Origin of the sequence: Pseudomonas sp. B21-015, assembly GCF_024749285.1 — a bacterium.
GTDB lineage: Bacteria > Pseudomonadota > Gammaproteobacteria > Pseudomonadales > Pseudomonadaceae > Aquipseudomonas.
Map to the genome: position 1 here is coordinate 5,585,280 of NZ_CP087196.1, position 22,773 is coordinate 5,608,052.

21 protein-coding genes and 3 tRNA genes are annotated in these 22,773 nt (G+C 58.0%); 3 read left to right on the plus strand and 21 right to left on the minus strand.

Annotation, left to right across the window (positions count from 1 at the left end):
- Positions 1-199 precede the first annotated feature (199 nt).
- From ampE to LOY38_RS25605, 3 genes are all read right to left on the minus strand, one after another.
- A complete protein-coding gene (gene ampE, locus LOY38_RS25595) occupies positions 200-1,036 on the minus strand; it encodes a regulatory signaling modulator protein AmpE (RefSeq protein ID WP_258697601.1) in 837 nt (278 codons plus the stop codon).
- Complete coding sequence (ampD, locus tag LOY38_RS25600) at positions 1,033-1,593, minus strand: 1,6-anhydro-N-acetylmuramyl-L-alanine amidase AmpD (protein ID WP_258697602.1); 561 nt, start codon at positions 1,591-1,593, stop codon at positions 1,033-1,035. The genes ampE and ampD overlap by 4 nt, the downstream gene beginning before the upstream one ends.
- A gap of 64 nt (positions 1,594-1,657) precedes the next feature.
- The gene (locus tag LOY38_RS25605) at positions 1,658-3,865 is read right to left on the minus strand and encodes a DUF1631 domain-containing protein (protein WP_258697603.1); all 2,208 of its coding nucleotides are present in this window, start codon (positions 3,863-3,865) and stop codon (positions 1,658-1,660) included.
- Between the two features lie 361 nt (positions 3,866-4,226).
- On the opposite strand from LOY38_RS25605, the gene nadC reads away from it, so the two are divergent.
- Positions 4,227-5,075 carry a carboxylating nicotinate-nucleotide diphosphorylase gene (nadC, locus tag LOY38_RS25610; protein WP_258697604.1) on the plus strand — a complete coding sequence of 283 codons (849 nt, stop codon included), beginning with the start codon at positions 4,227-4,229 and terminating at the stop codon, positions 5,073-5,075.
- A gap of 114 nt (positions 5,076-5,189) precedes the next feature.
- On the opposite strand, the gene LOY38_RS25615 is transcribed toward nadC, so the two are convergent.
- The gene (locus LOY38_RS25615; RefSeq protein ID WP_008067218.1) at positions 5,190-5,495 is read right to left on the minus strand and encodes a DUF6388 family protein; all 306 of its coding nucleotides are present in this window, start codon (positions 5,493-5,495) and stop codon (positions 5,190-5,192) included.
- 302 nt (positions 5,496-5,797) lie between these two features.
- Between LOY38_RS25615 and LOY38_RS25620 the strand changes: the two genes are divergently transcribed.
- On the plus strand, positions 5,798-6,343 hold the full coding sequence (locus LOY38_RS25620) for a hypothetical protein (RefSeq protein WP_258697605.1): 546 nt from the start codon (positions 5,798-5,800) through the stop codon (positions 6,341-6,343).
- A 9-nt stretch (positions 6,344-6,352) separates the two neighbouring features.
- Here the strand turns inward: LOY38_RS25620 and LOY38_RS25625 are convergent.
- The 16 genes from LOY38_RS25625 to rlmE form a co-directional block, all read right to left on the minus strand.
- Positions 6,353-6,428, minus strand: a tRNA-Thr gene (locus tag LOY38_RS25625).
- Positions 6,429-6,639: 211 nt separating this feature from the next.
- Positions 6,640-8,745: a polyribonucleotide nucleotidyltransferase gene (gene pnp / locus LOY38_RS25630; protein WP_258697606.1), complete on the minus strand. Its 2,106-nt coding sequence runs from the start codon at positions 8,743-8,745 to the stop codon at positions 6,640-6,642.
- Between the two features lie 195 nt (positions 8,746-8,940).
- The gene (rpsO, locus tag LOY38_RS25635) at positions 8,941-9,210 is read right to left on the minus strand and encodes a 30S ribosomal protein S15 (protein ID WP_011332409.1); all 270 of its coding nucleotides are present in this window, start codon (positions 9,208-9,210) and stop codon (positions 8,941-8,943) included.
- A gap of 115 nt (positions 9,211-9,325) precedes the next feature.
- Positions 9,326-10,243, minus strand: a complete 918-nt coding sequence (truB, locus tag LOY38_RS25640) for a tRNA pseudouridine(55) synthase TruB (protein WP_258697607.1) — start codon at positions 10,241-10,243, stop codon at positions 9,326-9,328.
- 3 nt (positions 10,244-10,246) lie between these two features.
- On the minus strand, positions 10,247-10,648 hold the full coding sequence (gene rbfA, locus LOY38_RS25645; RefSeq protein WP_007942872.1) for a 30S ribosome-binding factor RbfA: 402 nt from the start codon (positions 10,646-10,648) through the stop codon (positions 10,247-10,249).
- Between the two features lie 159 nt (positions 10,649-10,807).
- Complete coding sequence (gene infB, locus LOY38_RS25650) at positions 10,808-13,327, minus strand: translation initiation factor IF-2 (protein WP_258697608.1); 2,520 nt, start codon at positions 13,325-13,327, stop codon at positions 10,808-10,810.
- A 27-nt stretch (positions 13,328-13,354) separates the two neighbouring features.
- Positions 13,355-14,836 (minus strand): transcription termination factor NusA, encoded by a 1,482-nt coding sequence (gene nusA / locus LOY38_RS25655; RefSeq protein WP_007900474.1) that lies wholly within the window; start codon positions 14,834-14,836, stop codon positions 13,355-13,357.
- A gap of 47 nt (positions 14,837-14,883) precedes the next feature.
- The gene (rimP, locus tag LOY38_RS25660) at positions 14,884-15,342 is read right to left on the minus strand and encodes a ribosome maturation factor RimP (protein ID WP_007993601.1); all 459 of its coding nucleotides are present in this window, start codon (positions 15,340-15,342) and stop codon (positions 14,884-14,886) included.
- A 139-nt stretch (positions 15,343-15,481) separates the two neighbouring features.
- A tRNA-Met gene (locus tag LOY38_RS25665) sits at positions 15,482-15,558 on the minus strand.
- 96 nt (positions 15,559-15,654) lie between these two features.
- Positions 15,655-15,740: transfer RNA gene (locus LOY38_RS25670), tRNA-Leu, on the minus strand.
- 22 nt (positions 15,741-15,762) lie between these two features.
- Positions 15,763-16,146, minus strand: coding sequence for a preprotein translocase subunit SecG (gene secG, locus LOY38_RS25675; RefSeq protein ID WP_017336473.1), 384 nt, complete (start codon positions 16,144-16,146; stop codon positions 15,763-15,765).
- A gap of 4 nt (positions 16,147-16,150) precedes the next feature.
- The gene (gene tpiA, locus LOY38_RS25680; protein ID WP_258697609.1) at positions 16,151-16,906 is read right to left on the minus strand and encodes a triose-phosphate isomerase; all 756 of its coding nucleotides are present in this window, start codon (positions 16,904-16,906) and stop codon (positions 16,151-16,153) included.
- Positions 16,907-16,972: 66 nt separating this feature from the next.
- A complete protein-coding gene (gene glmM / locus LOY38_RS25685; RefSeq protein ID WP_258697610.1) occupies positions 16,973-18,310 on the minus strand; it encodes a phosphoglucosamine mutase in 1,338 nt (445 codons plus the stop codon).
- A gap of 16 nt (positions 18,311-18,326) precedes the next feature.
- Entirely contained in the window at positions 18,327-19,178 is an 852-nt protein-coding gene (gene folP, locus LOY38_RS25690; protein ID WP_258697611.1) for a dihydropteroate synthase, read from the minus strand.
- An 8-nt stretch (positions 19,179-19,186) separates the two neighbouring features.
- Entirely contained in the window at positions 19,187-21,097 is a 1,911-nt protein-coding gene (gene ftsH, locus LOY38_RS25695; protein ID WP_258697612.1) for an ATP-dependent zinc metalloprotease FtsH, read from the minus strand.
- A 202-nt stretch (positions 21,098-21,299) separates the two neighbouring features.
- Positions 21,300-21,929 carry a 23S rRNA (uridine(2552)-2'-O)-methyltransferase RlmE gene (rlmE, locus tag LOY38_RS25700; protein WP_007900501.1) on the minus strand — a complete coding sequence of 210 codons (630 nt, stop codon included), beginning with the start codon at positions 21,927-21,929 and terminating at the stop codon, positions 21,300-21,302.
- A gap of 101 nt (positions 21,930-22,030) precedes the next feature.
- On the opposite strand from rlmE, the gene LOY38_RS25705 reads away from it, so the two are divergent.
- A complete protein-coding gene (locus LOY38_RS25705; RefSeq protein ID WP_007900503.1) occupies positions 22,031-22,339 on the plus strand; it encodes a YhbY family RNA-binding protein in 309 nt (102 codons plus the stop codon).
- 9 nt (positions 22,340-22,348) lie between these two features.
- Here the strand turns inward: LOY38_RS25705 and LOY38_RS25710 are convergent, their stop codons facing one another.
- Positions 22,349-22,753 carry an MFS transporter gene (locus LOY38_RS25710; protein WP_258697613.1) on the minus strand — a complete coding sequence of 135 codons (405 nt, stop codon included), beginning with the start codon at positions 22,751-22,753 and terminating at the stop codon, positions 22,349-22,351.
- Positions 22,754-22,773: the final 20 nt, after the last annotated feature.

Sequence of the window (22,773 nt, forward strand, 5' to 3'; positions counted from 1 at the left end):
ATTCGGAGGAAGGTTTTGTAACTTAAGGTTAACGACAGGTCGCCGTTGTTGGAGCGGATGAGCCCCTGTGGCGAGGGAGCTTGCTCCCGCTCGGCTGCGAAGCAGTCGTAATTCCAGACAACTTAGTCTGCCTGGATGGGCGCCGGGGGCCGCTTCGCGACCCAACGGGGGCAAGCCCCCTCACCACAGGTGTTGTGGATTACGACAACACCGTCCACAACGCAAACCCGGCATACCAAAGCACCGCCGCGCGCAGCAGCAGTTCCCAGATCCGGTCCAGGCTGTTGATGCCGTCCGGGCCGACCACCGGCGCCGGAATTTCACCGGCCACCAACCCGACCTTCTCGATCAGTTGGGCGGCGCTGATGTTCCAGTTCAGCAGTTCATGCAGCATCACCCGGCTGACCGCGACAAAGTTGCCAACCAGCGCAAAACTCGCCGCCAGCAGTCGCACCGGCACCCAATCGAACGCATGACGCAGCTGCGCGGCACGCTCGACCACGGCCGGGTTCTGACCATGCTCTTCGGCTAGCGCCAGCAGTCGATAGCTCAGGGCCGCAACCGGGCCCAGCAGGAAGTACCAGAAGATCACCGCGAAAAAGCTCTGATAGGCCTCCCACAGCAGATACCCTTGCACCCGTTCCAGCAGCTGCTCGCCGTTGTCAGCGCAGATATCCAGGTCACGTTTGGCGACATGGGCGGCGGCCTGCAGGTCTTCCCGGCGCCAGGCATCGCGAAACGGCCCAAGCCCGGCCAGCAGATCACCACGGCCCAGGCTGTAAATCACCACCAGCAGATGCACCGGCAACGCCAGCAAACCGTAGGCCACCGGCTCCAGCACCACCAACAGCAACCCCAGCAGCGCCACCGGCAACAACACCAGCACCGCCAGTATCAGCCACGGACGGTTGCTCATGCGTGGGCTGGCTTCAAGCTTGTTCAGCTCGCGAACCCAACCGCCATCACGTTGAACCCGATGGCGCAGGGCCGAGAACTTCTCGATCCACACCGCCAGAAGCAGCACCAGAAAACTCATTGTGATCCCTCTTTTGCCAGAGCCGCGCGATAGCGTGCCCAGTCGAACGCCGGTCCCGGGTCTGTCTTGCGCCCGGGTGCAATGTCGCTATGCCCGCAGATGCGTTGCGCGGTGATGCCCGTGAAGGCGCCTTGCAGCTGTCGGGTCAGGGTCGTCAACGCCTGATATTGCGCATCGGTGAACGGTAGATCATCCGTGCCTTCAAGCTCGACGCCCACGGAAAAATCGTTACAGGTGTCCCGTCCTTCAAAACACGAGACGCCAGCGTGCCATGCGCGCTCAAGACAAGAGACAAACTGAGTGACAGCACCGTCACGCTCAATCAGAAAGTGCGCAGACACCCGCAGGTCAGCGATCCCCGCAAAGTAGGGATGTTCCGTGACATCCAGACGATTCTGGAAAAATTCCTGCACCTTGCCGGTCAGAAACTGCGCTGGCGGCAGACTGATGTTGTGGATCACCAACAGGGAAATTTCGCCCTCGGGGCGCGCATTGAAGTTGGGCGAGGGGCATATGCGCACACCCTGACACCAACCGCTCGCGGGGTCCAACTGCATACAGGTTCCTTCAACGACGACTGTGTTGGCGCCCAGTATGCCGCGATAGACCCTCGGCGCGCGATCACTTGCCGCGATTGAGACGCCGCAGGTTGCCCAGCACCGACTCCAGCGCCCGATCGAACAGTAAGGTGTCGTCCAGCGTTCGCACCGCGCCACGCCGGAACTCCAGGGCCAGACCGGTACGGCTGTGCTCCAGCACTTTCATCCCGGTACGGTTGACGAAGATGTATTTGTCGGTGGCTTCAATGATCGCCGCCAGCTTGCAGCGCAGGGTGTTTTCCTCGTCTTCCTGAAACTCGACCCAGCAGCCCAGGTGCAGCTGATCGACCTGAAGCAGAGCAACATCGTCCTCCGGCAAACGCATCGATGCCGTTTCGACCGGGCCTTCGTCAGCGGTGCGAAGCACGATTTCCTGCTGCACTTCGACCATCAGCGGTGCGTCAACAGCCGTGCTTTTCTGGCCCGGGCGTTCGAACAACTGAAGGTGCAAAACTTCCAGCTCGCTGAAAAACTCACCGGTGGCGAACGGGTCGAATGCCGAGCTGTTCAAGCCATCGCGCAACGACTTGAGCAACCCCGGCACCAGTGCCAACAGGCGCAGGCTCGCATCGGGTTCGTCATGGCGTTGCACGCTCCAGATCAATTGCGCCATGGCCTGCACATCGGCATGCCATTCGGTGGACTGATCAGAGTGCTTGAGGCAGGTCAGCAACAGCACTTTGCTCCAGGCCTCCTGGACAAACGCCACCACGCTGTGCGGGAGCACCTTGCCCAGCAACGCCTGGTTCAGTGCCTGCTCGACGCGCTGACGCGCCAGTTCGGTCCTGGCGCGGCCTTCTTCGGCATCGCGGGTGCGCTGCTCCAGTAATTCGCTGCGACGGCGCTCGTCACTGGTGAAGGCGAGAAAATCCGCCAGCAATTCGGAAAAGATCGCCGGGTCATCGACAAAGTCGTTCAGCAAACGCTGCACCACTTGCTCGATGCGCAGATACAGGCTGTCGCGCTCATAGTCATCGCACTCGCCCCAGCCCATGGCCGCAGCGGCGATTTCGTTGAGTAAGCGCCGGGCCGGATGGCTGCTGCGGCTGAAGAAGCTCTTGTCGAGCACCGCGACTTTCAGCATCGGGATCTGCAAACGGCCGATCAGCGCCTTGAGGGAGTCCGGCAGGTTGCGGTCATCGAGGATGCATTCGAAGAGCATGGCGATCAGGTTGATCACGTCTTCGTCGGCCACCCCGACTACACGCGACCTGCCGCTCTTGACGCTGACCCGGGTCAGCAATAGTTCGAGCTGGTTACGCAGATCGAAGTCGTCCTGAGCCGCCAGCGCCGGCACGTATTGCTGCAAGTGCGAGAGCAGGCGCAACAGATCGCGGGTGGAAATGGGCTGGGTCTGGGCACTGACTTCCAGGGTCGGCGCAACGCTGCCGCGCACATGGAACAGCAACTCCTGCAGGGCGGCGAAAACTTCCTGCACCCCATCGTCAATCTGAGAATTACCGGAGCGCCCCCCAGCCTCAGCGGGGTCGGCGTGAACACTGGCCGCCGCCCGATCGGTGGCACGCCGCGCCGGGGCGGGCTTGAGGTCCGGCAGCACGCCGGTGGCGATCAGCAGTTGATTGGCTTCGGCGTAGAGCTGATCAGCATTGCTGAGCACATAGCGCTCGAACAGTTTGAGGATGATCAGCTTGACCTTGATCTCCATGCCCAGATTGCGTCCGGCCTGCAAGAAATACTCACAGAGCAGCGTCGGCCCCAAGGGGTTGTGCTGTTCGACCAGCGTCTTGCCCAGCAGCGTGCTGAGACGGGCCGTGAGTTGGTCGAGGGCGAAACCGTCGCGGTTCAGCACTTTGCCGACCATGACCTCCACCGCCACATTACGCTCCATGTCGTCACGGGATAGCGGCACCGAGGTATCGAAAGCCAAGGCCTGAGGCAAGGCAGCCTGAGCGATGTCGTGCTGCGTGAGGCTGACGAAAGCCTCGAAAAATTGCTCGAGAAAACCGCGTTCGATGCTTTTGCGTTTGAGGCGCAAATCGCGCATGGCTTCGAAGAAGATGTTTTGCTCGACGTCGTTTTGGGCGCGATCGGCCATTTCGAACAGGGTGTCGTCGGCGTTATCGAACAGCTCCTGCAAGCCCTGCTTGAGCTGTTGGGCTGCCTTGTCGCGCACCTGAAGCAGAATCACGGGCAGGCGGGCGAGCGGCGAGTGAGTCGCCTGGTCGGTAGTCGCCTTGTGCAAAGGCACTACATTCCCGTCGTTGTGCATCCAAGCCTCCTGAAACGGTGATTCTTCGGTTCGGTTCGGTAAGAAAGATCGAGTTCACAGGCCACACAGCCGGCGCTAAGCGTGGAACAACACTCACCCGCTGCCATTCAATAATCGGGAACCCAAAGCCACGTCAAAGCTATGACGTCAAACGAAAGGCGGATTATCGACAAAAGACCTTCCTTGTGCCAGTAGACTCTGCGCCCCCAAAAAAATAGACACTTATGAAAGACCCCTTGCTCAGGATTGCTCGCGCGAATCGACCAAATACAGGTTTACGAACGACGGGATGGCCGCTGATGCCTTGGGTTGCCTTGCGCCATGGCCCTATAATCGGGCCACTTTGTTTGTGGAGCCCGTTATGCCGAATCTACGTCTCGCCGATTTGACCGCCGAAATCGAAGCCAACGTGCGCCGTGCGTTGCTCGAGGACATCGGCAGCGGCGACATCACCGCGCAACTGATCCCGGCCGAACGCCTGGCCAAAGCCACCATCATCACCCGCGATGCGGCTGTCATCAGCGGCACCGCGTGGGTCGATGCCGTGTTTCGGCAGCTGGATCCGCGGGTCGCCGTGCACTGGCAGGTGAGCGATGGCGAACGGGTAAAGCCCAATCAGGTGTTGTTCCACCTCGAAGGCCCGGCACGCTCGCTGCTTACGGGCGAGCGCAGCGCACTGAATTTCCTGCAACTGCTTTCCGGCGTGGCCACTCGCGCGCAGTACCTGGCCGATTTCGTCGCCCAAACCCAAGTGAAGCTGCTCGATACCCGCAAAACCCTTCCGGGGCTGCGTCTGGCCCAGAAATACGCCGTGACGTGCGGCGGTTGCCATAACCACCGCATCGGCCTGTATGACGCCTTCCTGATCAAGGAAAACCATATCGCCGCCTGCGGTGGCATCCCTGAGGCTATCGCTGCCGCGCACAAGATCGCCCCGGGCAAACCAGTAGAGATCGAAGTAGAGAACCTGGCGGAGCTCAAAGAAGCCCTGGCGGCGGGTGCCGACATCATCATGCTCGATGAGCTGAGCCTGGACGACATGCGCGAAGCCGTGCGCCTGAACGCCGGCAAGGCAAAACTGGAAGCCAGCGGCGGCATCAACGAAAACACGCTGCTGCCAATCGCCGAAACCGGGGTGGATTACATTTCGATTGGTGCGATGACCAAGGATGTGAAGGCGGTAGACCTGTCGATGCGTTTAAGCCTCTGATCGAGAAAACGCCCGTTTCAAATGTGGGGGCGGGCTTGCTCGCGAAAGCGGTGAGTCAGGCGACATTTACGTCGACTGATACGCCCTCTTCGCGAGCAAGCTCGCTCCCATAGATCAGACCACCAGATTATTCATCTCGCAGTACTCTTCCCACTCGACGCCCAACACCTCGGCCGCTTCCTTGTGCAGCGCCAGGCGCGCGGCCTCGTACTCTTCGGGGCTTGAGGTGTACTTGAGCGTCAGCTCCCACGGCTGCAAGCCCTGGGATTCAGCCTCATCCTCGAATGCCCACTGGATCTGGTCTTTCTGATCGTCGGCGGGCAAGTCCTTGATCTCTTCCATCAATTCATGCGCGTCCAGCGCGTACTTCTTGAGGGCTTCTTCGTGTCTGGCTTCTTGGGTCAATTCTTTAACGGTCATGGCGTTCTCGCTGATCTGGGGAATGGAAGATGGATCTGGATCATCAAGGATCTCTCTGACGCAAAGAAACCGTTTGAAGCCCGGTTTGTCTGGCCTTCAGAACCATTCGGGATCATCTGAAAACTGCTGGGCGATGCTCATGCAGGCAACGAATATAGGACGTTTTGCCGATGATTTACACGGGTCTTTACATCTATCCCACAAAAAGCTGCGTGCGAGAGGATCTGAAGACCTCGGGAACATAAATCCAAATCCCAAGTCATAGCGATGTGCCATGTCGGCACTTCACAAGGACCCCAGTGATGCGCAGTTTTTCGAAGCTTTCGTCTACCCGGCTTGCCACCGCTACCCTGCTGCTCGGCAGCCTGACATTGGCCAGCGCCGCTCAAGCGGCTGTCGAAGTCACCTCTGACCCTTCGCTGTACTCCGACAAAATCTCCGCCCTCCACAATTCATTCGGCAAGGACACACTCGTCAGAACCAGCGTCAGTATCGATGATCTGGAAAACCTGCAAAAAACCGTGAAGGCCAATGCCAGCGAACTGGAAAGCCAGAAGCGCACCATCAGCGAGCAGGCCCGTCAGATCGAAGAACTCAAACGCAACAGCGGTTCCAGCTCCAACTCCAGCAGCAAGGAGATTGACGATCTCAAGCGCACGGTCAATGAACAGGAACGCGACCTGAATAGCCTCAGCAAGCAAGTGGAAGAGCTAAAGCGCAACAGCGGTTCCAGCTCAAGCTCGAACAACAGCGAAATTTCCAGCCTCAAACGGGAGATCAGCGATCAGGATCGCGCGATGGATCAGCTCAAGCGCACCGTCGAGGATCTGAGCAGAAAGGTGAAGTGAAGAAGAGAATGGTGCCCGAGACAGGAATCGAACCTGCGACCTTCGCGTTACGAGTGCGCTGCTCTACCGGCTGAGCTACACGGGCTGTGGGCTAAACCTAGCACTGGCTTCGGGGTCCGGCAACTTGGCGCACCGCAAAATCAAAAGATCGCAGCCTTCGGCAGCTCCTACATTGGGCTTGTGTAGGAGCTGCCGAAGGCTGCGATCTTTTGATCTTCCTGCACATAAAAAAATGCCCCGCCGTTTTCACGGCGGGGCATTTTTATAACGTTGAAGCGGTCAGGCTAAGGGGGTGATTAAACGCCCGAAGCCTTGGCTGCTGCTACGTCTTTGATGGACAGCTTGATACGGCCGCGGTTGTCCACGTCCAGTACCAGAACTTCCACTTCCTGGCCTTCTTTCAGAATGTCGGTCACTTTCTCTACGCGAGCATCGCTCAGCATCGAGATGTGAACCAGACCGTCCTTGCCCGGCAGGATGTTGACGAATGCGCCGAAGTCGACGATGCGCTCAACCTTACCGACATAGATCTTGCCGATTTCAGCTTCAGCGGTGATGCCCAGAACGCGCTGACGTGCCGCTTCAGCCGCTTCCTTGGTTTCGCCGAAGATCTTGATCGAGCCGTCGTCTTCGATGTCGATCGAAGCCTTGGTCTCTTCACAGATCGCACGAATGGTCGCGCCGCCTTTACCGATGACATCACGGATTTTGTCGGTGTCGATTTTCATCGCGATCATGGTCGGAGCGTTTTCCGACAGCTCGGTACGCGACTGGCCAATGATCTGGTTCATCTGACCGAGGATATTCAGGCGCGCTTCCAGGGCTTGGCCCAGAGCGATTTCCATGATTTCTTCGGTGATGCCCTTGATCTTGATGTCCATCTGCAGCGCGGTCACACCCTTGGCGGTACCGGCTACTTTGAAGTCCATGTCGCCGAGGTGATCTTCGTCGCCCAGGATGTCGGTCAGAACAGCGAATTTCTCGCCTTCTTTAACCAGACCCATGGCGATACCGGCAACCGGTGCCTTCATCGGCACACCGGCGTCCATCAGAGCCAGCGAAGCGCCGCAGACCGAAGCCATGGAGCTCGAACCGTTGGACTCGGTGATTTCCGACACTACACGGATGGTGTACGGGAACACGTCGGCAGCAGGCAGCATGGCCTGAACCGAACGACGGGCCAGACGGCCGTGACCGATTTCACGACGACCAGCGCCACCCATGCGACCACACTCGCCCACCGAGAACGGAGGGAAGTTGTAGTGCAGCATGAACGGGTCTTTTTTCTCGCCTTCCAGGGTGTCCAGCAGTTGTGCATCACGGGCGGTGCCCAGCGTCGCGACGACCAGAGCCTGGGTTTCGCCACGGGTGAACAGCGCCGAACCGTGGGTCTTCGGCAGAACACCGACTTCGATGTTCAGTGGACGTACGGTGCGGGTGTCGCGACCGTCGATACGTGGCTTGCCGTTAACGATGTTTTCGCGAACGGTGCGGTATTCGATTTCACCGAACGCCGCTTTGACTTCGCTGGAAGAAGGCTGACCTTCTTCACCGGACAGCTTGGCAACCACCTGGTCTTTCAGCTCGCCCAGACGTGCGTAACGGTCGGCCTTGACGGTGATGGTGTAAGCCTGGGAGATCGCCTCGCCGAACTCGGCGCGGATAGCGCCCAGCAGTTCGGTAGCTTCAGCCTGAGGAGCCCAGGTCCAGGTTGGCTTGGCAGCTTCGGCGGCCAGTTCTTTAACGGCGTTGATCACCACCTGGAACTCGTCGTGAGCAAACAGTACCGCGCCCAGCATCTGGTCTTCGGTCAGCTCTTTAGCTTCCGATTCAACCATCAATACCGCTTCCGAAGTACCGGCAACGACCATGTCCAGGCTCGACGCTTTCAGTTGTTCGTAAGTCGGGTTCAGCAGGTAGCCGGTGCTTTCGTGGAACGCAACGCGGGCAGCGCCGATCGGGCCATCGAAAGGAATGCCGGAGATGGCCAGGGCAGCCGAGGTACCGATCATCGCAGCGATGTCCGGATCGGTCTTCTTGCTGGTGGAAACGACGGTGCAGACAACCTGCACTTCGTTCATGAAACCTTCTGGGAACAGCGGACGGATCGGACGGTCGATCAGTCGGGAAGTCAGGGTTTCTTTCTCGGAAGGACGGCCTTCGCGCTTGAAGAAACCGCCAGGGATCTTACCGGCAGCGTAAGTCTTTTCCTGGTAGTGAACGGACAGAGGGAAGAAGCCCTTGCCTGGATCGGCTTGCTTGGCACCGACGACGGTCACCAATACGCTAACGTCGTCGTCAACGGTGACCAATACTGCGCCGGAGGCTTGACGGGCGATACGGCCAGTCTCGAGGGTAACGGTCGACTGACCGAACTGGAATTTTTTGATTACCGGGTTCACGGTGTCCTACCTTCTTTGTGGCTCTTGGGGAACTTGTCTTCTTGCGAAATTCTTGGGCAATGCCGGGAATCGGCCCGACTTTCATTGTCCAGGTAAAGCAGGTATCCAGATAAAACTTGAGGCTGGGAGCCTGTCATGCGCCAGCGGAAACCCGCTGACGCACGACAGACAACCAACCTCTAGCGCAATCGCTTATTAGCGACGCAGACCCAGGCGAGCGATCAGAGCGCTGTAACGGCTCACGTCCTTGCCTTTCAGGTAGTCCAGCAGCTTACGACGCTGGTTTACCATGCGGATCAGACCACGACGGGAGTGGTGATCTTTACCGTTGGCCTTGAAGTGACCTTGCAGTTTGTTGATGTTGGCGGTCAGCAGTGCAACTTGCACCTCTGGCGAACCAGTGTCACCAACAGCTTGCTGGTAGTCAGCTACGATTTGAGCTTTTTCTTGAACGTCGAGAGCCATGAGGCAATCCTTTTATCAGGAAACCATCCAAGGGACGGTTTCAACAGGCCAGGGACAAATCCCTGTATCTAAAAATGAGTAGTGACCGTGCCTGTTAACAGCCACCCTCGTCCGGTCATTCTGACCGAATCAGTCGACGCGGCGCGATGCGCCCGTCTTCGCTCACTTCACCGATACCGATGAAGCGACCATTGTGATCCTGTACCCGTACCATGCCGAACTTCGGTGCATCCGGGGCGCGTACCGGTTGGCCGTTGAGCCAGTAAAACGCGCTGTGTTCCGAGAACTGCAACAGCGGCCAATCCAGCAGGCCGCTGTCCGATGGCATCAGGAAACGGTCGACCGCTTCGTTACCGCCTTCGGCATGTACCGCTTCCAGCTCTTCCAGAGTGACGGTCTGTGCAAGCGTGAAAGGCCCGGCCTGGGTACGTCGCAATTCAGCCACGTAAGCACCACAACCGAGTTGCTCACCGATATCTTCCACCAGGGTGCGGATATAGGTGCCTTTGCTGCAATCTACCGCAAGCCGCGCAGTATCACCCTCAAAGGCCAGTAATTCCAAGCGCGCAATAGTAACAGAACGCGGTTCGCGCTCCACTACCTCACCTGCACGAGCCAGCTTGTACAGCGGCTGACCGTCGCGCTTGAGCGCCGAGTACATCGGCGGTATCTGACTGATTTGCCCACGAAATTTCGGCAGCACAGCTTCCATGTCGGCGCGACCAACGGTCACCGGGCGCTCCAGCAAAACTTCACCTTCGGCATCCGCCGTGGTGGTGGTCTTGCCCAGTTGCGCCAGGGTTTCATAACCCTTGTCGGAATCGAGCAGGTATTGCGAGAACTTGGTGGCCTCGCCGAAGCACAACGGCAGCACGCCGGTGGCCAGCGGATCGAGACTGCCGGTGTGCCCGGCCTTCTCGGCATTGAGCAACCAGCGGACCTTCTGCAACGCCGCGTTGGAGGTGAACCCCAGCGGCTTGTCGAGCAGGATGATGCCGCTGACGTTACGACGGATACGTTTGACCTGAGCCACCGATTACTCCTTGGCGTCTTCGGGTTCAGCCGCTACCGGGTGCTGATTGTCTTCAGCCACCGCACGTTCGATCAGGGCCGACAGGTGCGCGCCACGCACGACGCTTTCGTCGTAGTGGAAGTGCAACTGTGGAACGCTGCGCAACTTCATTTCGCGGGCCAACTGCATGCGCAGGAAACCGGCGGCGGAGTTGAGCACTTTAATGCTTTGCGCGATGTCTTCGGCGTTGTCCTGCCCCATCACAGTGATGAAAATCTTGGCGTGACCGACGTCACGGCTGACTTCAACAGCGGTAATGGTGACCAGACCGACGCGCGGGTCTTTGACTTCACGACGGATCAGCTGTGCCAGCTCACGCTGCATCTGATCGCCGATACGTTGGGTACGGCTATATTCTTTTGCCATGTCTTGTTACCTGTTACTGCCCCACGGTGAAACCCGTGTGGTCTGAAAGCGGCAAACGCCCGGCCTGACAGAAGCCAGACCGGGCGTTGCGTTTAGAGTCCGACTGATGCGCCGCGCAGTTGCATGCGGCTGGACATCACGGCTCTTGAAGTGCGCGAGTTAGAGGCTGCGAGCAACCTGAACCTTCTCGAAGACTTCGATCTTGTCACCGACCTTAACGTCGTTGTAGCTCTTCACGCCGATACCGCATTCCATGCCGGCACGTACTTCGGAAGCGTCATCCTTGAAGCGGCGCAGGGATTCCAGCTCGCCTTCGAAGATAACGATGTCTTCACGCAGTACACGGATTGGACGGTTACGGTGAACAACACCTTCGATAACCATGCAACCGGCGATCGCGCCAAACTTCGGCGAACGGAACACGTCACGCACTTCAGCGGTACCCAGGATGTTCTCGCGAACATCGCTGCCCAGCATACCGGTGAGGGCTTTCTTGACGTCTTCGATGATGTCGTAGATCACGTTGTAGTAACGCATATCCAGACCTTCCTGCTCGACGATCTTGCGAGCGCCGGCATCGGCACGCACGTTGAAGCCAAACAGTACAGCATTGGAGGCCAGTGCCAGGTTGGCGTCGGACTCGGTGATACCACCAACACCGCCACCGACCACACGCACTTGCACTTCGTCGTTACCCAGGCCGTTCAAGGCACCGTTCAACGCTTCCAGCGAACCACGGACGTCGGATTTGAGGACGATGTTGAGCGTCTTCTTCTCTTCCTGACCCATGTTCTCGAAGATGTTTTCAAGCTTGCCAGCGTGAGCACGGGCCAGTTTGACTTCGCGGAACTTGCCTTGACGGAACAGAGCCACTTCACGGGCTTTCTTCTCGTCGGCAACCACGCTCATCTCGTCGCCAGCGTCCGGGGTACCGTCCAGGCCGAGGATCTCGACAGGGATGGAAGGACCGGCTTCCTTGATTGGCTTGCCGTTCTCGTCGAGCATGGCGCGAACGCGGCCATAGTTCGAACCGACCAGCACCATGTCGCCTTGGCGCAGAGTACCGTCCTGAACCAGAACGGTTGCAACCGGACCACGACCTTTGTCGAGACGGGATTCAACCACAACGCCACGGCCAGGAGCCGAAGGGGTCGCTTTCAGTTCGAGAACTTCAGCTTGCAGCAGAACAGCTTCGAGCAACTCGTCCACACCAGTACCGACTTTCGCCGAAACCGATACGAACGGGGTGTCGCCGCCCCACTCTTCCGAGGTCACGCCGTGAACCGACAATTCGCTACGGATGCGATCGAGATCGGCGCCCGGCTTGTCGATTTTGTTCACTGCAACAACCAGCGGAACACCGGCAGCCTTGGCGTGCTGAACGGCTTCAACGGTCTGCGGCATGACGCCGTCGTCCGCTGCAACCACCAGGATCACGATGTCGGTCGCCTTGGCACCACGGGCACGCATGGCGGTAAACGCGGCGTGACCAGGCGTGTCGAGGAAGGTGACCATGCCGCGTTCGGTTTCAACGTGGTACGCACCGATGTGCTGGGTGATACCGCCGGCTTCGCCAGCCGCTACCTTGGCACGACGGATGTAGTCGAGCAGCGAGGTCTTACCGTGGTCAACGTGGCCCATTACGGTCACAACCGGTGCACGGGAGAACGCTTCACCTTCAAATTTCAGGGACTCGGCCAGGGAATCTTCCAGGGCGGTGTCGCTGACCAGGGTCACTTTGTGGCCCAGCTCTTCGGCAACCAGTTGAGCAGTTTCCTGATCCAGTACCTGGTTGATGGTCGCTGGGGTACCCAGTTTGAACATGAACTTGATGATTTCAGCAGCCTTGACCGACATCTGCTGGGCGAGATCGCCAACAGTGATGGTCTCGCCGATCTTCACTTCGCGCACAACAGGGCCGGTTGGGCTCTGGAAACCGTGGGCGTTGCGTTTCTTCAGCTTGGCCTTGCCGCGACCACCACGACGGAAGCCATCGCTTTCTTCGTCGGTAGTACGTGGCGCAACACGTGGAGCAGGCGCTTTTTCCTTGACCGAAGCACGATGAGGAGCGTTTTTGCGCTCGCCATCGCCACTGCCACGACGATTGTTATCGTCGGCACGTGGTTTGTCCGGACGACGCTGTTCGTCGCGTTTGCGAGTGTCGGCTGCAGGTGCAGCGGCCACGACCGGCGCGCTTTCACGCACGGGTTCGGCAACCGCAACAGGCGCTGCGACAGCTTCGGTAGTCGCGGTTTGCGCAGCAGCAGGCTGGCGACGCGCTTCTTCTTCGGCGCGACGCTTGGCTTCTTCTTCAGCCTTCTGACGTGCAGCATTTTCTACTGCGCGACGTTCTTCCAGTTCGCGTTTGCGCTCGGCTTCGATTTCTTCCGGGCTGCGCTGTACGAAAACTTTCTTTTTACGGACTTCAACGCTGATGCTTTTGCTGCCAGCAACACGCAGGGTGCTAGTGGTTTTACGCTGCAGCGTGATCTTGCGTGGTTCTTCCACTTTCGCCTTGTGGCTGCTTTTCAAGTGAGTCAGCAAAGATTGCTTCTCACTGTCAGTCACATGTTCTTCGGCGGCGGTGTGCGGCAGACCTGCCTCACGCATCTGCTGCAACAGGCGCTCTACCGGTGTTTTGACCTCATCGGCCAGTTGTTTCACCGTGACTTGCGTCATGCACTTCTCTCCTCAGGCCGCGCCTAATTACTCGAACCAGTGGGCTCGGGCGGCCATGATCAACTTGCCGGCACGATCATCGTCAATGCCGTCGATGTCGAGCAGGTCGTCAATAGACTGCTCGGCCAGGTCTTCGCGGGTAATTACGCCGCGCACCGCCAGTTCCATCGCCAAATCCTTGTCCATGCCCTCAAGCGAGAGCAGGTCTTCGGCCGGATGGGCGTCTGCCAGCTTTTCCTCAGTAGCGATGGCTTTGGTCAACAAACGATCCTTGGCGCGAGCGCGAAGCTCGTTGACGGTTTCTTCGTCAAAGCCGTCGATGTTGAGCATTTCTTCCAACGGTACGTAGGCAATCTCTTCCAGGCTGGTGAAGCCTTCATCTACCAGCACCTGCGCCAGGTCTTCGTCGACTTCCAGCTCGTCGATGAAGTTGCGCAGGATGTCGCCGGTTTCTGCTTGCTGCTTAGCCTGGATGTCCGATTCGGTCATCACGTTCAGGGTCCAGCCAGTCAACTGGCTGGCCAGACGCACGTTCTGACCACCGCGACCGATGGCCTGAGCCAGATTGTCTGCGCCAACGGCGATGTCCATTGCATGGGCATCTTCGTCAACGATAATTGCCGCCACTTCAGCCGGCGACATTGCATTGATCACGAACTGAGCCGGGTTATCGTCCCACAGGACGATGTCCACACGCTCACCACCCAACTCGCCGGACACTGCCTGGACGCGCGAACCGCGCATACCGATGCAAGCGCCTTGCGGGTCGATGCGTTTGTCCTTGGAGCGGACCGCAATCTTGGCGCGCGAACCCGGGTCACGGGATGCAGCCATTACTTCGATCAGGCCTTCAGCGATTTCCGGCACTTCGATTCGGAACAACTCGATCAGCATTTCCGGCGCGGTACGCGACAGGATCAGCTGCGGGCCGCGGTTCTCGGTGCGGATTTCCTTGAGCAGCGCACGCAGACGCACGCCAACCCGGAAGGTTTCACGGGAGATGATGTCTTCACGGGCCAGCAACGCTTCAGCGTTGTTGCCCAGGTCGACGATCACGTTGTCGCGGGTAACTTTCTTCACGGTGCCGGAGATGATTTCCCCCAGGCGCTCGCGATAGGCGTCAACAACTTGAGCACGCTCGGCTTCGCGAACTTTCTGCACAATGACTTGCTTGGCAGTCTGTGCAGCAATGCGGCCGAACTCGATGGACTCGATCTTTTCTTCGACAACGTCACCGACCTTGGCGCCGGGATGCGTTTCTGCAACCTTGCTCGGCCAGGTTTCAATAGCCGGATCGTCCAGATCGGCTTCTTCGACGACCGTCCAGCGACGGAATGTCTCATAAGCACCGGTGTGGCGATTGATTTCCACACGCAGATCGACTTCGTCCTCGAAACGCTTTTTGGTAGCAGTGGCCAGAGCCAGCTCCAGCGCTTCAAAAATTACGTTTGCCGGTACGCCCTTTTCATTGGATACCGACTCAACAACCAGCAGTACTTCTTTGCTCATCGTACGCCTCGCCTTTCGCAAGCCATTGGATCCGCGGGATCCGCGTCTCAGTCAAAACTGGGAATAATGTTGGCCTTGTCGATCATATCGATCGGCAACAGGAACTCATGGTCTTCAACCTGCACCACGACGTCCTGCTCTTCTACACCGCGCAGAAGGCCCTGAAAGTTGCGCCGGCCTTCAAAAGGCGAGCGCAGCTTGATCTTCACTTGTTCACCGGCAAATTTTGCAAACTGCTCAAGAGTGAACAGTGGGCGTTCCATGCCAGGCGAGGAAACTTCAAGGGTGTATTCAACGGCGATAGGATCTTCAACATCCAGCACACCGCTGATCTGGCGACTGACGATGGCACAATCGTCCACCAGTACGCCGCCTTCTTTATCGATATAAACGCGCAACATTGAGTGGCGACCTTGAGCCGAAAACTCAATACCCCAGCATTCATAGCCTAGGGCCACGACCACCGGGGCCAGCAAGGCCTGCAACTCTTCTAGCTTGCTCGACACCTGAACCCCCTCGTGCATGTATGTGCATGCTGTGCAAAATAAAAAAATGGGCGAAACGCCCATCCTTGAAAACGCCGTCGAACAGCGGCGTTGAAAGTGTCCAGCTAACAAAAAGCCCCTGAAAAGGGGCTCCTTAAACTGGTTGCGGGGGCCGGATTTGAACCGACGACCTTCGGGTTATGAGCCCGACGAGCTACCAGACTGCTCCACCCCGCGACAAAGCTGGGGCGGAAGTATACGACCGATCCCTGACAGGGTCAATGTAACCTTCCACCTACAAGAAAGCCCGCAACAGCGGGCTCTCTTGATAATTGGTACCGAGAAGGGGACTCGAACCCCTACACCCTATGGGCACAACCACCTCAAGGTTGCGTGTCTACCAATTCCACCACCTCGGCAATACTACGTTTGAAACTCTTCTTACTTCTGCTCTTGAGCTGGAGGCACGTCAGTCGCTGGAGTAGCCGACTTTTGCTCTTGAAGCACCGGGACATCATCAGAAGCCGGTTGTTGCTTAGGAACTTCCAACACTGCTGGATTTGGCAAACCTACTTGAGTCAGCTGATGAGCCTTCTCTTTAGCAAAGTAACCTAACCCCAAGCTGGTTATGAAGAAACCGGCGGCAAGTATAGCAGTAAACTTACTAAGAAAGGTAGAGGAACCTTGGCTTCCGAACACAGTATTTGAAGCACCTGCTCCGAAAGATGCGCCAGCGTCCGCACCCTTACCCTGCTGCAGCAATACCAGAGCAACTACGCCCAATGCACCCAGCAGATGAAAAACGACTACGACTGTTTCCAGCATTTTTTCAGTTTCCCGCGGCGCGACAAATCGCACCGAACTCATCTGCATTCAGGGAAGCTCCACCAATGAGCCCCCCATCGATATCCGGCATGCCGAACAGTTCGACCGCATTGGCCGCCTTCACGCTGCCGCCGTATAGAAGCCGCACACCTTGTGCGACTTCAGAATTCTCTGCCGCCAACTGCGCGCGAATGGCTGCGTGCACATCCTGCGCTTGTTGCGGCGAAGCAGTCAGCCCGGTACCAATAGCCCAGACCGGCTCGTAAGCGATTACTGCCTTTGCAAAAGCACCGACACCCAGCTCCTCGATGATGCTACCCAGCTGACGCCCGACAACCTCAAGAGTTTTCCCGGCTTCGCGCTGCTCGAGGGTTTCCCCTACACACAACACCGGAATCAAGCCACATGCCTGCGCTGCCGCGAATTTGCGACTCAGCGTTCCGTCAAGCTCGCCCATTATCTGGCGGCGCTCGGAGTGCCCGACAAGCACCAGGGAACAACCTGCATCCACTAACTGACTCGGCGAAATCTCACCTGTCAACGCACCCTGCCCGGATTCAATCGCAGAGTTCTGCGCGCCGACCGAGATCGACTTACCTTGCAAGCCATCAATCACTTGACTGATATACAAGCTAGGCGGGAACACCGCGACATCAACACCGCTCGACAAGGCCAGATGACGAAGGCCGTTGATCAGCTCAGCGACGCTGGCGCGGGTACCGTGCATCTTCCAGTTACCAGCTACCATAGGGCGACGCATGCTGTACCTCGTCGGTCAAAGTGGGCGCAGATGTTACCCAACACAATCATGGCTGGCAAGCCGAAATCAGGCAGAAACTTCAGTTACCAGTTTTGCCAGCTCTTCGGCGTAACCGCGAACCTGAATTTCGTCCTCACCTTCGACCATCACGCGCACCAGCGGCTCTGTCCCGGACTTGCGCAACAGCACGCGCCCACGACCCGCCATCGCTTGAGTGACACGATCACTGGCCTCCTTGACTGTCGGATGTTCGAGCGGGCTCGCACCGCCGCCAAACCGCACATTGATCAGCACCTGAGGGCACTTGCGCAGCGCCTGACGGGACTGAGCCAGGCCTTCTACGCGCCTCTTCAACGCCATCAGCACCTGCAACGCGGCAATGATCGCATCACCGGTGGTGGTATGACTGAAGCAGACAATATGCCCCGAGTTTTCCCCACCCACCTGCCAATCGCGCTCCAGCAACTCGGAAATGACGTAACGGTCGCCAACGTTGGCGCGCACAAAAGGAATCGCCAGATCCGCCAGGGCCAACTCCAGCCCCAGATTACTCATCAGCGTACCGACCACACCGCCTTGCAACTTGCCGCGCTCATGCAGATCGCGAGCAATGATGAACAGCAACTCGTCGCCGTCGACGACAGCACCAGTGTGATCAACCATCTGGACCCGGTCACCGTCACCGTCAAAGGCGATACCCAAATCGGCGTGCTCGGCCAATACGGCAGCTTGCAACGGCTCCATATGGGTTGAACCGCAATTTTCATTGATGTTCAGGCCATTAGGATTAGCAGAAAGCACAACAACGTCGGCCCCCAGCTCACGGAACACACTAGGCGCCACCTTATAGGTCGCGCCGTGAGCACAATCGAGCACGATCTTCAGGCCGGCAAAACTGGTGCCGGTCGGGACGCTGCTCTTGCAGAATTCGATATAACGGCCCGAAGCATCGTTGATTCGCGACACCTTGCCGATCTTGCTCGACTCAACCACAGTCATCGGGGTGTCGAGCAGCTCTTCGATCATCAGTTCGACTTCATCCGGGAGCTTGGTACCCTTTCCAGAGAAAAACTTGATGCCGTTGTCGTCATGAGGGTTGTGCGAAGCGCTGATCACGATGCCAGCTTCGGCATGAAAGGTTCGCGTCAGATAGGCGATAGCTGGCGTCGGCATCGGCCCCAACAGCATCACATCAGCACCTGCCGAGGTCAGCCCGGCCTCAAGTGCCGACTCGAACATGTAACCGGATATCCGGGTGTCCTTGCCCACGAGCACCTTGCAGGCACCCATGCTGCGAAATGCCATGCCTGCAGCCCAGCCAAGCTTGAGCATGAAATCAGGAGTAATCGGGTATTCACCGACCCGACCACGAATGCCGTCGGTGCCAAAATATTTCTTACTCATAAGTACTCCATCATTCTTATTCGGCTGATTCTACGGCAGCGATCATCCGCACCACATCGACTGTTTCGGCCACATCATGGACGCGCAATATACGCGCGCCCTTGACCAAAGCTAGCGCCGCGAGCGCCAGGCCGCCATGCAGGCGCTCTCCCACCGGCCGATTCAAGGCCTGCCCGATCATGCTCTTTCGTGAAACCCCGACCAACAGGGGCCGCCCCAAGGCATGCAGGGCCTCCATATGCTTAAACAAGCTCAGGTTGTGCTGCAAAGTTTTCGCAAAGCCGAAGCCCGGATCGAGGATGATCCGCTCAGGGGGAATACCCACCGATGCACACTGGACCATGCGTTCAGCGAGAAACTCACCGACCTCTTTCGTAACATCCCGGTACTGCGGATTGTCCTGCATGTCGCCCGGCTCGCCGAGCATATGCATCAGGCACACCGGTAAGCCGGTTGCTGCTGCTGCATCCAGGGCACCGTCTCGACGCAACGAGCGCACGTCATTGATCAATCCCGCCCCCAGCCTTGCGGTTTCACGCATGACCGCCGGCGTGGAGGTATCGACCGAAATAATCACATCGAGTTCACGATGAATACGCTCGACGATGGGCGCTACGCGCTCCAGCTCTTCAAGTGGTGAAACCGTCCTGGCACCGGGCCTGGTCGATTCGCCACCGACGTCGATCAGCGTCGCGCCAGCCACAACCATCGCTTCGGCGTGGCGCAAGGCCGCATCCAGCTGACTGTATCGGCCGCCATCGGAAAAGGAATCGGGGGTGACATTGAGAATACCCATGACATGCGTCTGGGCCAAATCAAGAACCCGGCTGCCGCAAGGCAACCGGGTCGAGGACTGAACAGAAGTCATTTCAAACCTTATACGTCAGCAGCCGGGCCACCGATTGGTGTTTCCGGACGCCCATCCTGCACCGCCGGAGGCGTGCCGGAAGCATCGTTACCGCCAGACCAGTCGCGAGGTTCGCGCGGTGTACGACCTGCCATGATGTCATCGATCTGATCGGCATCGATCGTCTCGTACTTCATCAAGGCATCCGCCATGGCGTCAAGCTTGTCACGGTTATCCGTAAGGATCTGCTTTGCCGTGCCATAGCACTGATCAATGATGCTGCGCACTTCGGAGTCGATCAGCTTGGCCGTCTCGCCGGAGAAACTGGCATGCTGACCACCGCCGCCGCGACCGAGGAACACTTCACCCTCTTCTTCGGCATACATCAACGGACCGAGTTTTTCCGACAAGCCCCACTTGGTCACCATGTTCCGTGCAATCTGGCTGGCACGCATGATGTCGTTGGACGCGCCGGTGGTGACGCCATCGAAGCCCAAGGTCATCTCTTCAGCGATACGACCGCCGTACAGCGAGCAGATCTGGCTGATCAGCGCACGCTTGGACAGGCTGTAGCGATCTTCTTCCGGCAGGAACATGGTCACGCCGAGCGCGCGACCGCGCGGGATGATCGACACCTTGTAGACCGGGTCATGCTCAGGCACGACGCGGCCGACGATAGCGTGGCCTGCTTCGTGATAAGCAGTGTTCTGCTTCTCTTTCTCGGACATGACCATGGATTTGCGCTCGGCGCCCATCATGATCTTGTCTTTGGCCAGTTCGAACTCTTTCATCTCGACGATGCGCTTGCCGGCACGGGCAGCGAACAACGACGCCTCGTTCACCAGGTTGGCCAAGTCAGCACCGGAGAAACCAGGCGTACCACGAGCGATCACTGCTGGAGCGACGTCATCACCCATCGGTACTTTGCGCATGTGGACTTTAAGAATCTGTTCGCGACCACGGATATCCGGCAGACCGACCACTACCTGACGGTCGAAACGGCCTGGACGCAGCAGTGCAGGGTCCAATACATCCGGACGGTTGGTCGCGGCGATGACGATGATGCCGTCATTCATTTCGAAGCCGTCCATCTCTACCAGCAACTGGTTGAGAGTCTGCTCGCGCTCATCGTGACCGCCGCCCATGCCGGCGCCACGGTGGCGACCAACGGCGTCGATTTCATCGATGAAGATGATGCATGGCGCGTGTTTCTTCGCCTGTTCAAACATGTCACGAACACGGCTGGCACCGACACCGACGAACATTTCGACGAAATCGGAACCGGAAATAGTAAAGAACGGTACTTTGGCTTCGCCGGCAATCGCCTTGGCCAGCAAGGTTTTACCGGTACCCGGAGGCCCCACCATCAGCACACCGCGAGGAATGCGACCGCCCAAGCGCTGGAACTTGCCTGGATCACGCAGGAATTCGACCAGTTCGCCGACTTCTTCCTTGGCTTCATCACAACCTGCAACGTCAGCCAGGGTGGTTTTCACCTGATCTTCGGAGAGCAGGCGCGCCTTGCTCTTGCCGAAGCTCATCGGCCCACCCTTGCCACCGGCACCGCCCTGCATCTGCCGCATGAAGAACATGAAGACGGCGATGATCACCAGGATCGGGAAGCTTGCGACCAGGAGTTGAGTCCAGATGCTTTGCTGTTCAGGCTGCTTGCCTTCGACCACAACGTGGTTATCCACGAGGTCGCCGATCAGACCGTTATCCTGGATCGCAGGACGAATGGTCTTGAAGCTGTCGCCATCGTTGCGCTTGCCGGTAATCACGTAGCCATCAACCGCTACGCGCTCGACCTTGCCATCCTTGACCTGCTGGATGAAGTCGGAATAGTTGAGGGTCTGCGGCTCGTTAGGGCTGGAGAAGTTGTTCATCACCGTCACCAGGACAGCCGCGATGATCAACCACAGGATCAGATTCTTTGCCATATCGTTCAATTAACTACCCTCTGAAGCAAGCTCCGCTAATGGCGCGCGCTTCGCATGATATTCACCGGCCTAACTTACTACATTACCTACGGCTCTGGCAGGCGCCGTCTGTAACCCTTTGTGAAACACTTTCTACACAATATTCGCTAATGCTCACGGGGCGAAATACGAAAATCCTATCGACCCGCAAAAAAACCTCGATTTACTCACTACGGCCGCGGTAGCCCCAAGCCAGCATGTATTGCTCGCGGGAACTGCCACGGGAAGAGTCCGGCTTGATCATCTGGACCTTGTCGAATTTCTGACGAGCGTCCTTCACGTAAGCATCAAACCCTTCGCCCTGAAACACCTTGATCACAAAATTACCACCCGGCTTGAGTATCCGAGCCGCCAGATCAAGAGCCAGCTCACATAGAAACATGGCTTTTGGCATGTCCACCTCAGGCGTACCACTCATATTGGGGGCCATATCGGAAATCACAAGGTCCACCTGCGAATTACCCACGGCTTCAAGGATCTGAGCGAGCACTTCGTCCTGGGTGAAGTCACCCTGGATGAAAGTCACGTCCGGAATGCTGTCCATTTCCAGGATGTCCGAGGCGATCAGACGCCCCTGACCACCGATCAGCCGACTAGTGACCTGCGACCAGCCGCCGGGCGCTGCACCCAGGTCGACAACGCTCATGCCCGGACGGATCAGCTTGTATTTCTCCTGGACCTCCAGAAGCTTGTAACTCGCACGCGAGCGGTAACCATCCTTCTGCGCCTGCTTCACATATGGATCATTGACATGTCTTTTCAGCCAACCAAGGCTTGTCTTGGAACGCGCCATTGGGCACCTCGATGATAAGGGTCGTGATTAATTGGGCGGATCCACGAACCCTCGGGTAAAATGGCCGCCATTTTACAGAATCCAGACTAAAGGGTCAGATTATGCCGCTCACTCAAGAGCAGAAGAAACAGTACAAATCCATTGGCCACCATCTGAAACCAGTTTTGATTGTGGCTGACAACGGCTTGACTGAAGGTGTGTTAGCCGAACTTGAACGCGCTCTGGCGGATCACGAGCTGATCAAAATCAAGCTCAACATCCTCGATCGCGAATCGCGCCTGGCGGCCATTGCAGAACTCTGCAAGGCCGGCAAAGCGGATCTGGTTCAGGTCATCGGCAAGATGGCACTGATTTACCGCAAGAACTTCAGCGTCAACAAGCAGCTGTCGAACGTCCATCGCTTCAAGTGATGGCAAGGGTCAAGGGTGTGCTTCGCGCACCCTGACACTCCACCCAGGCACCGGCTGCATCACCAGCACCAGCCCGGAAAAGCCCAGGACAAGATAGCTGAACAACTGCCAATGCAGCGCCTGAGGCCAACCGAAGCGCACTGCGAAATACATCGCGCACCCATACAGCGCCATCAGCAGCAGTTGCCCGCGAATATCCCGCCATAGACTGGCAAGGCCCTCGGCCTGTACCAGCACCAAAGCCTGAAAAATCACACTCGCCGTGGCGAATCCCACCATCAGCGTATTCAGCGCGCCTGCAATTTCGTCGATCAGCAGCGGCGCCAGGCCGATTTGCCCCAGCACCGGCAGCAGACCGATGTGCAACAACCACACGCCGCCAACCCACAACATTTGGGTTAGCTGCCAAAGCATGGCGCCCGCACGTAGCGGGC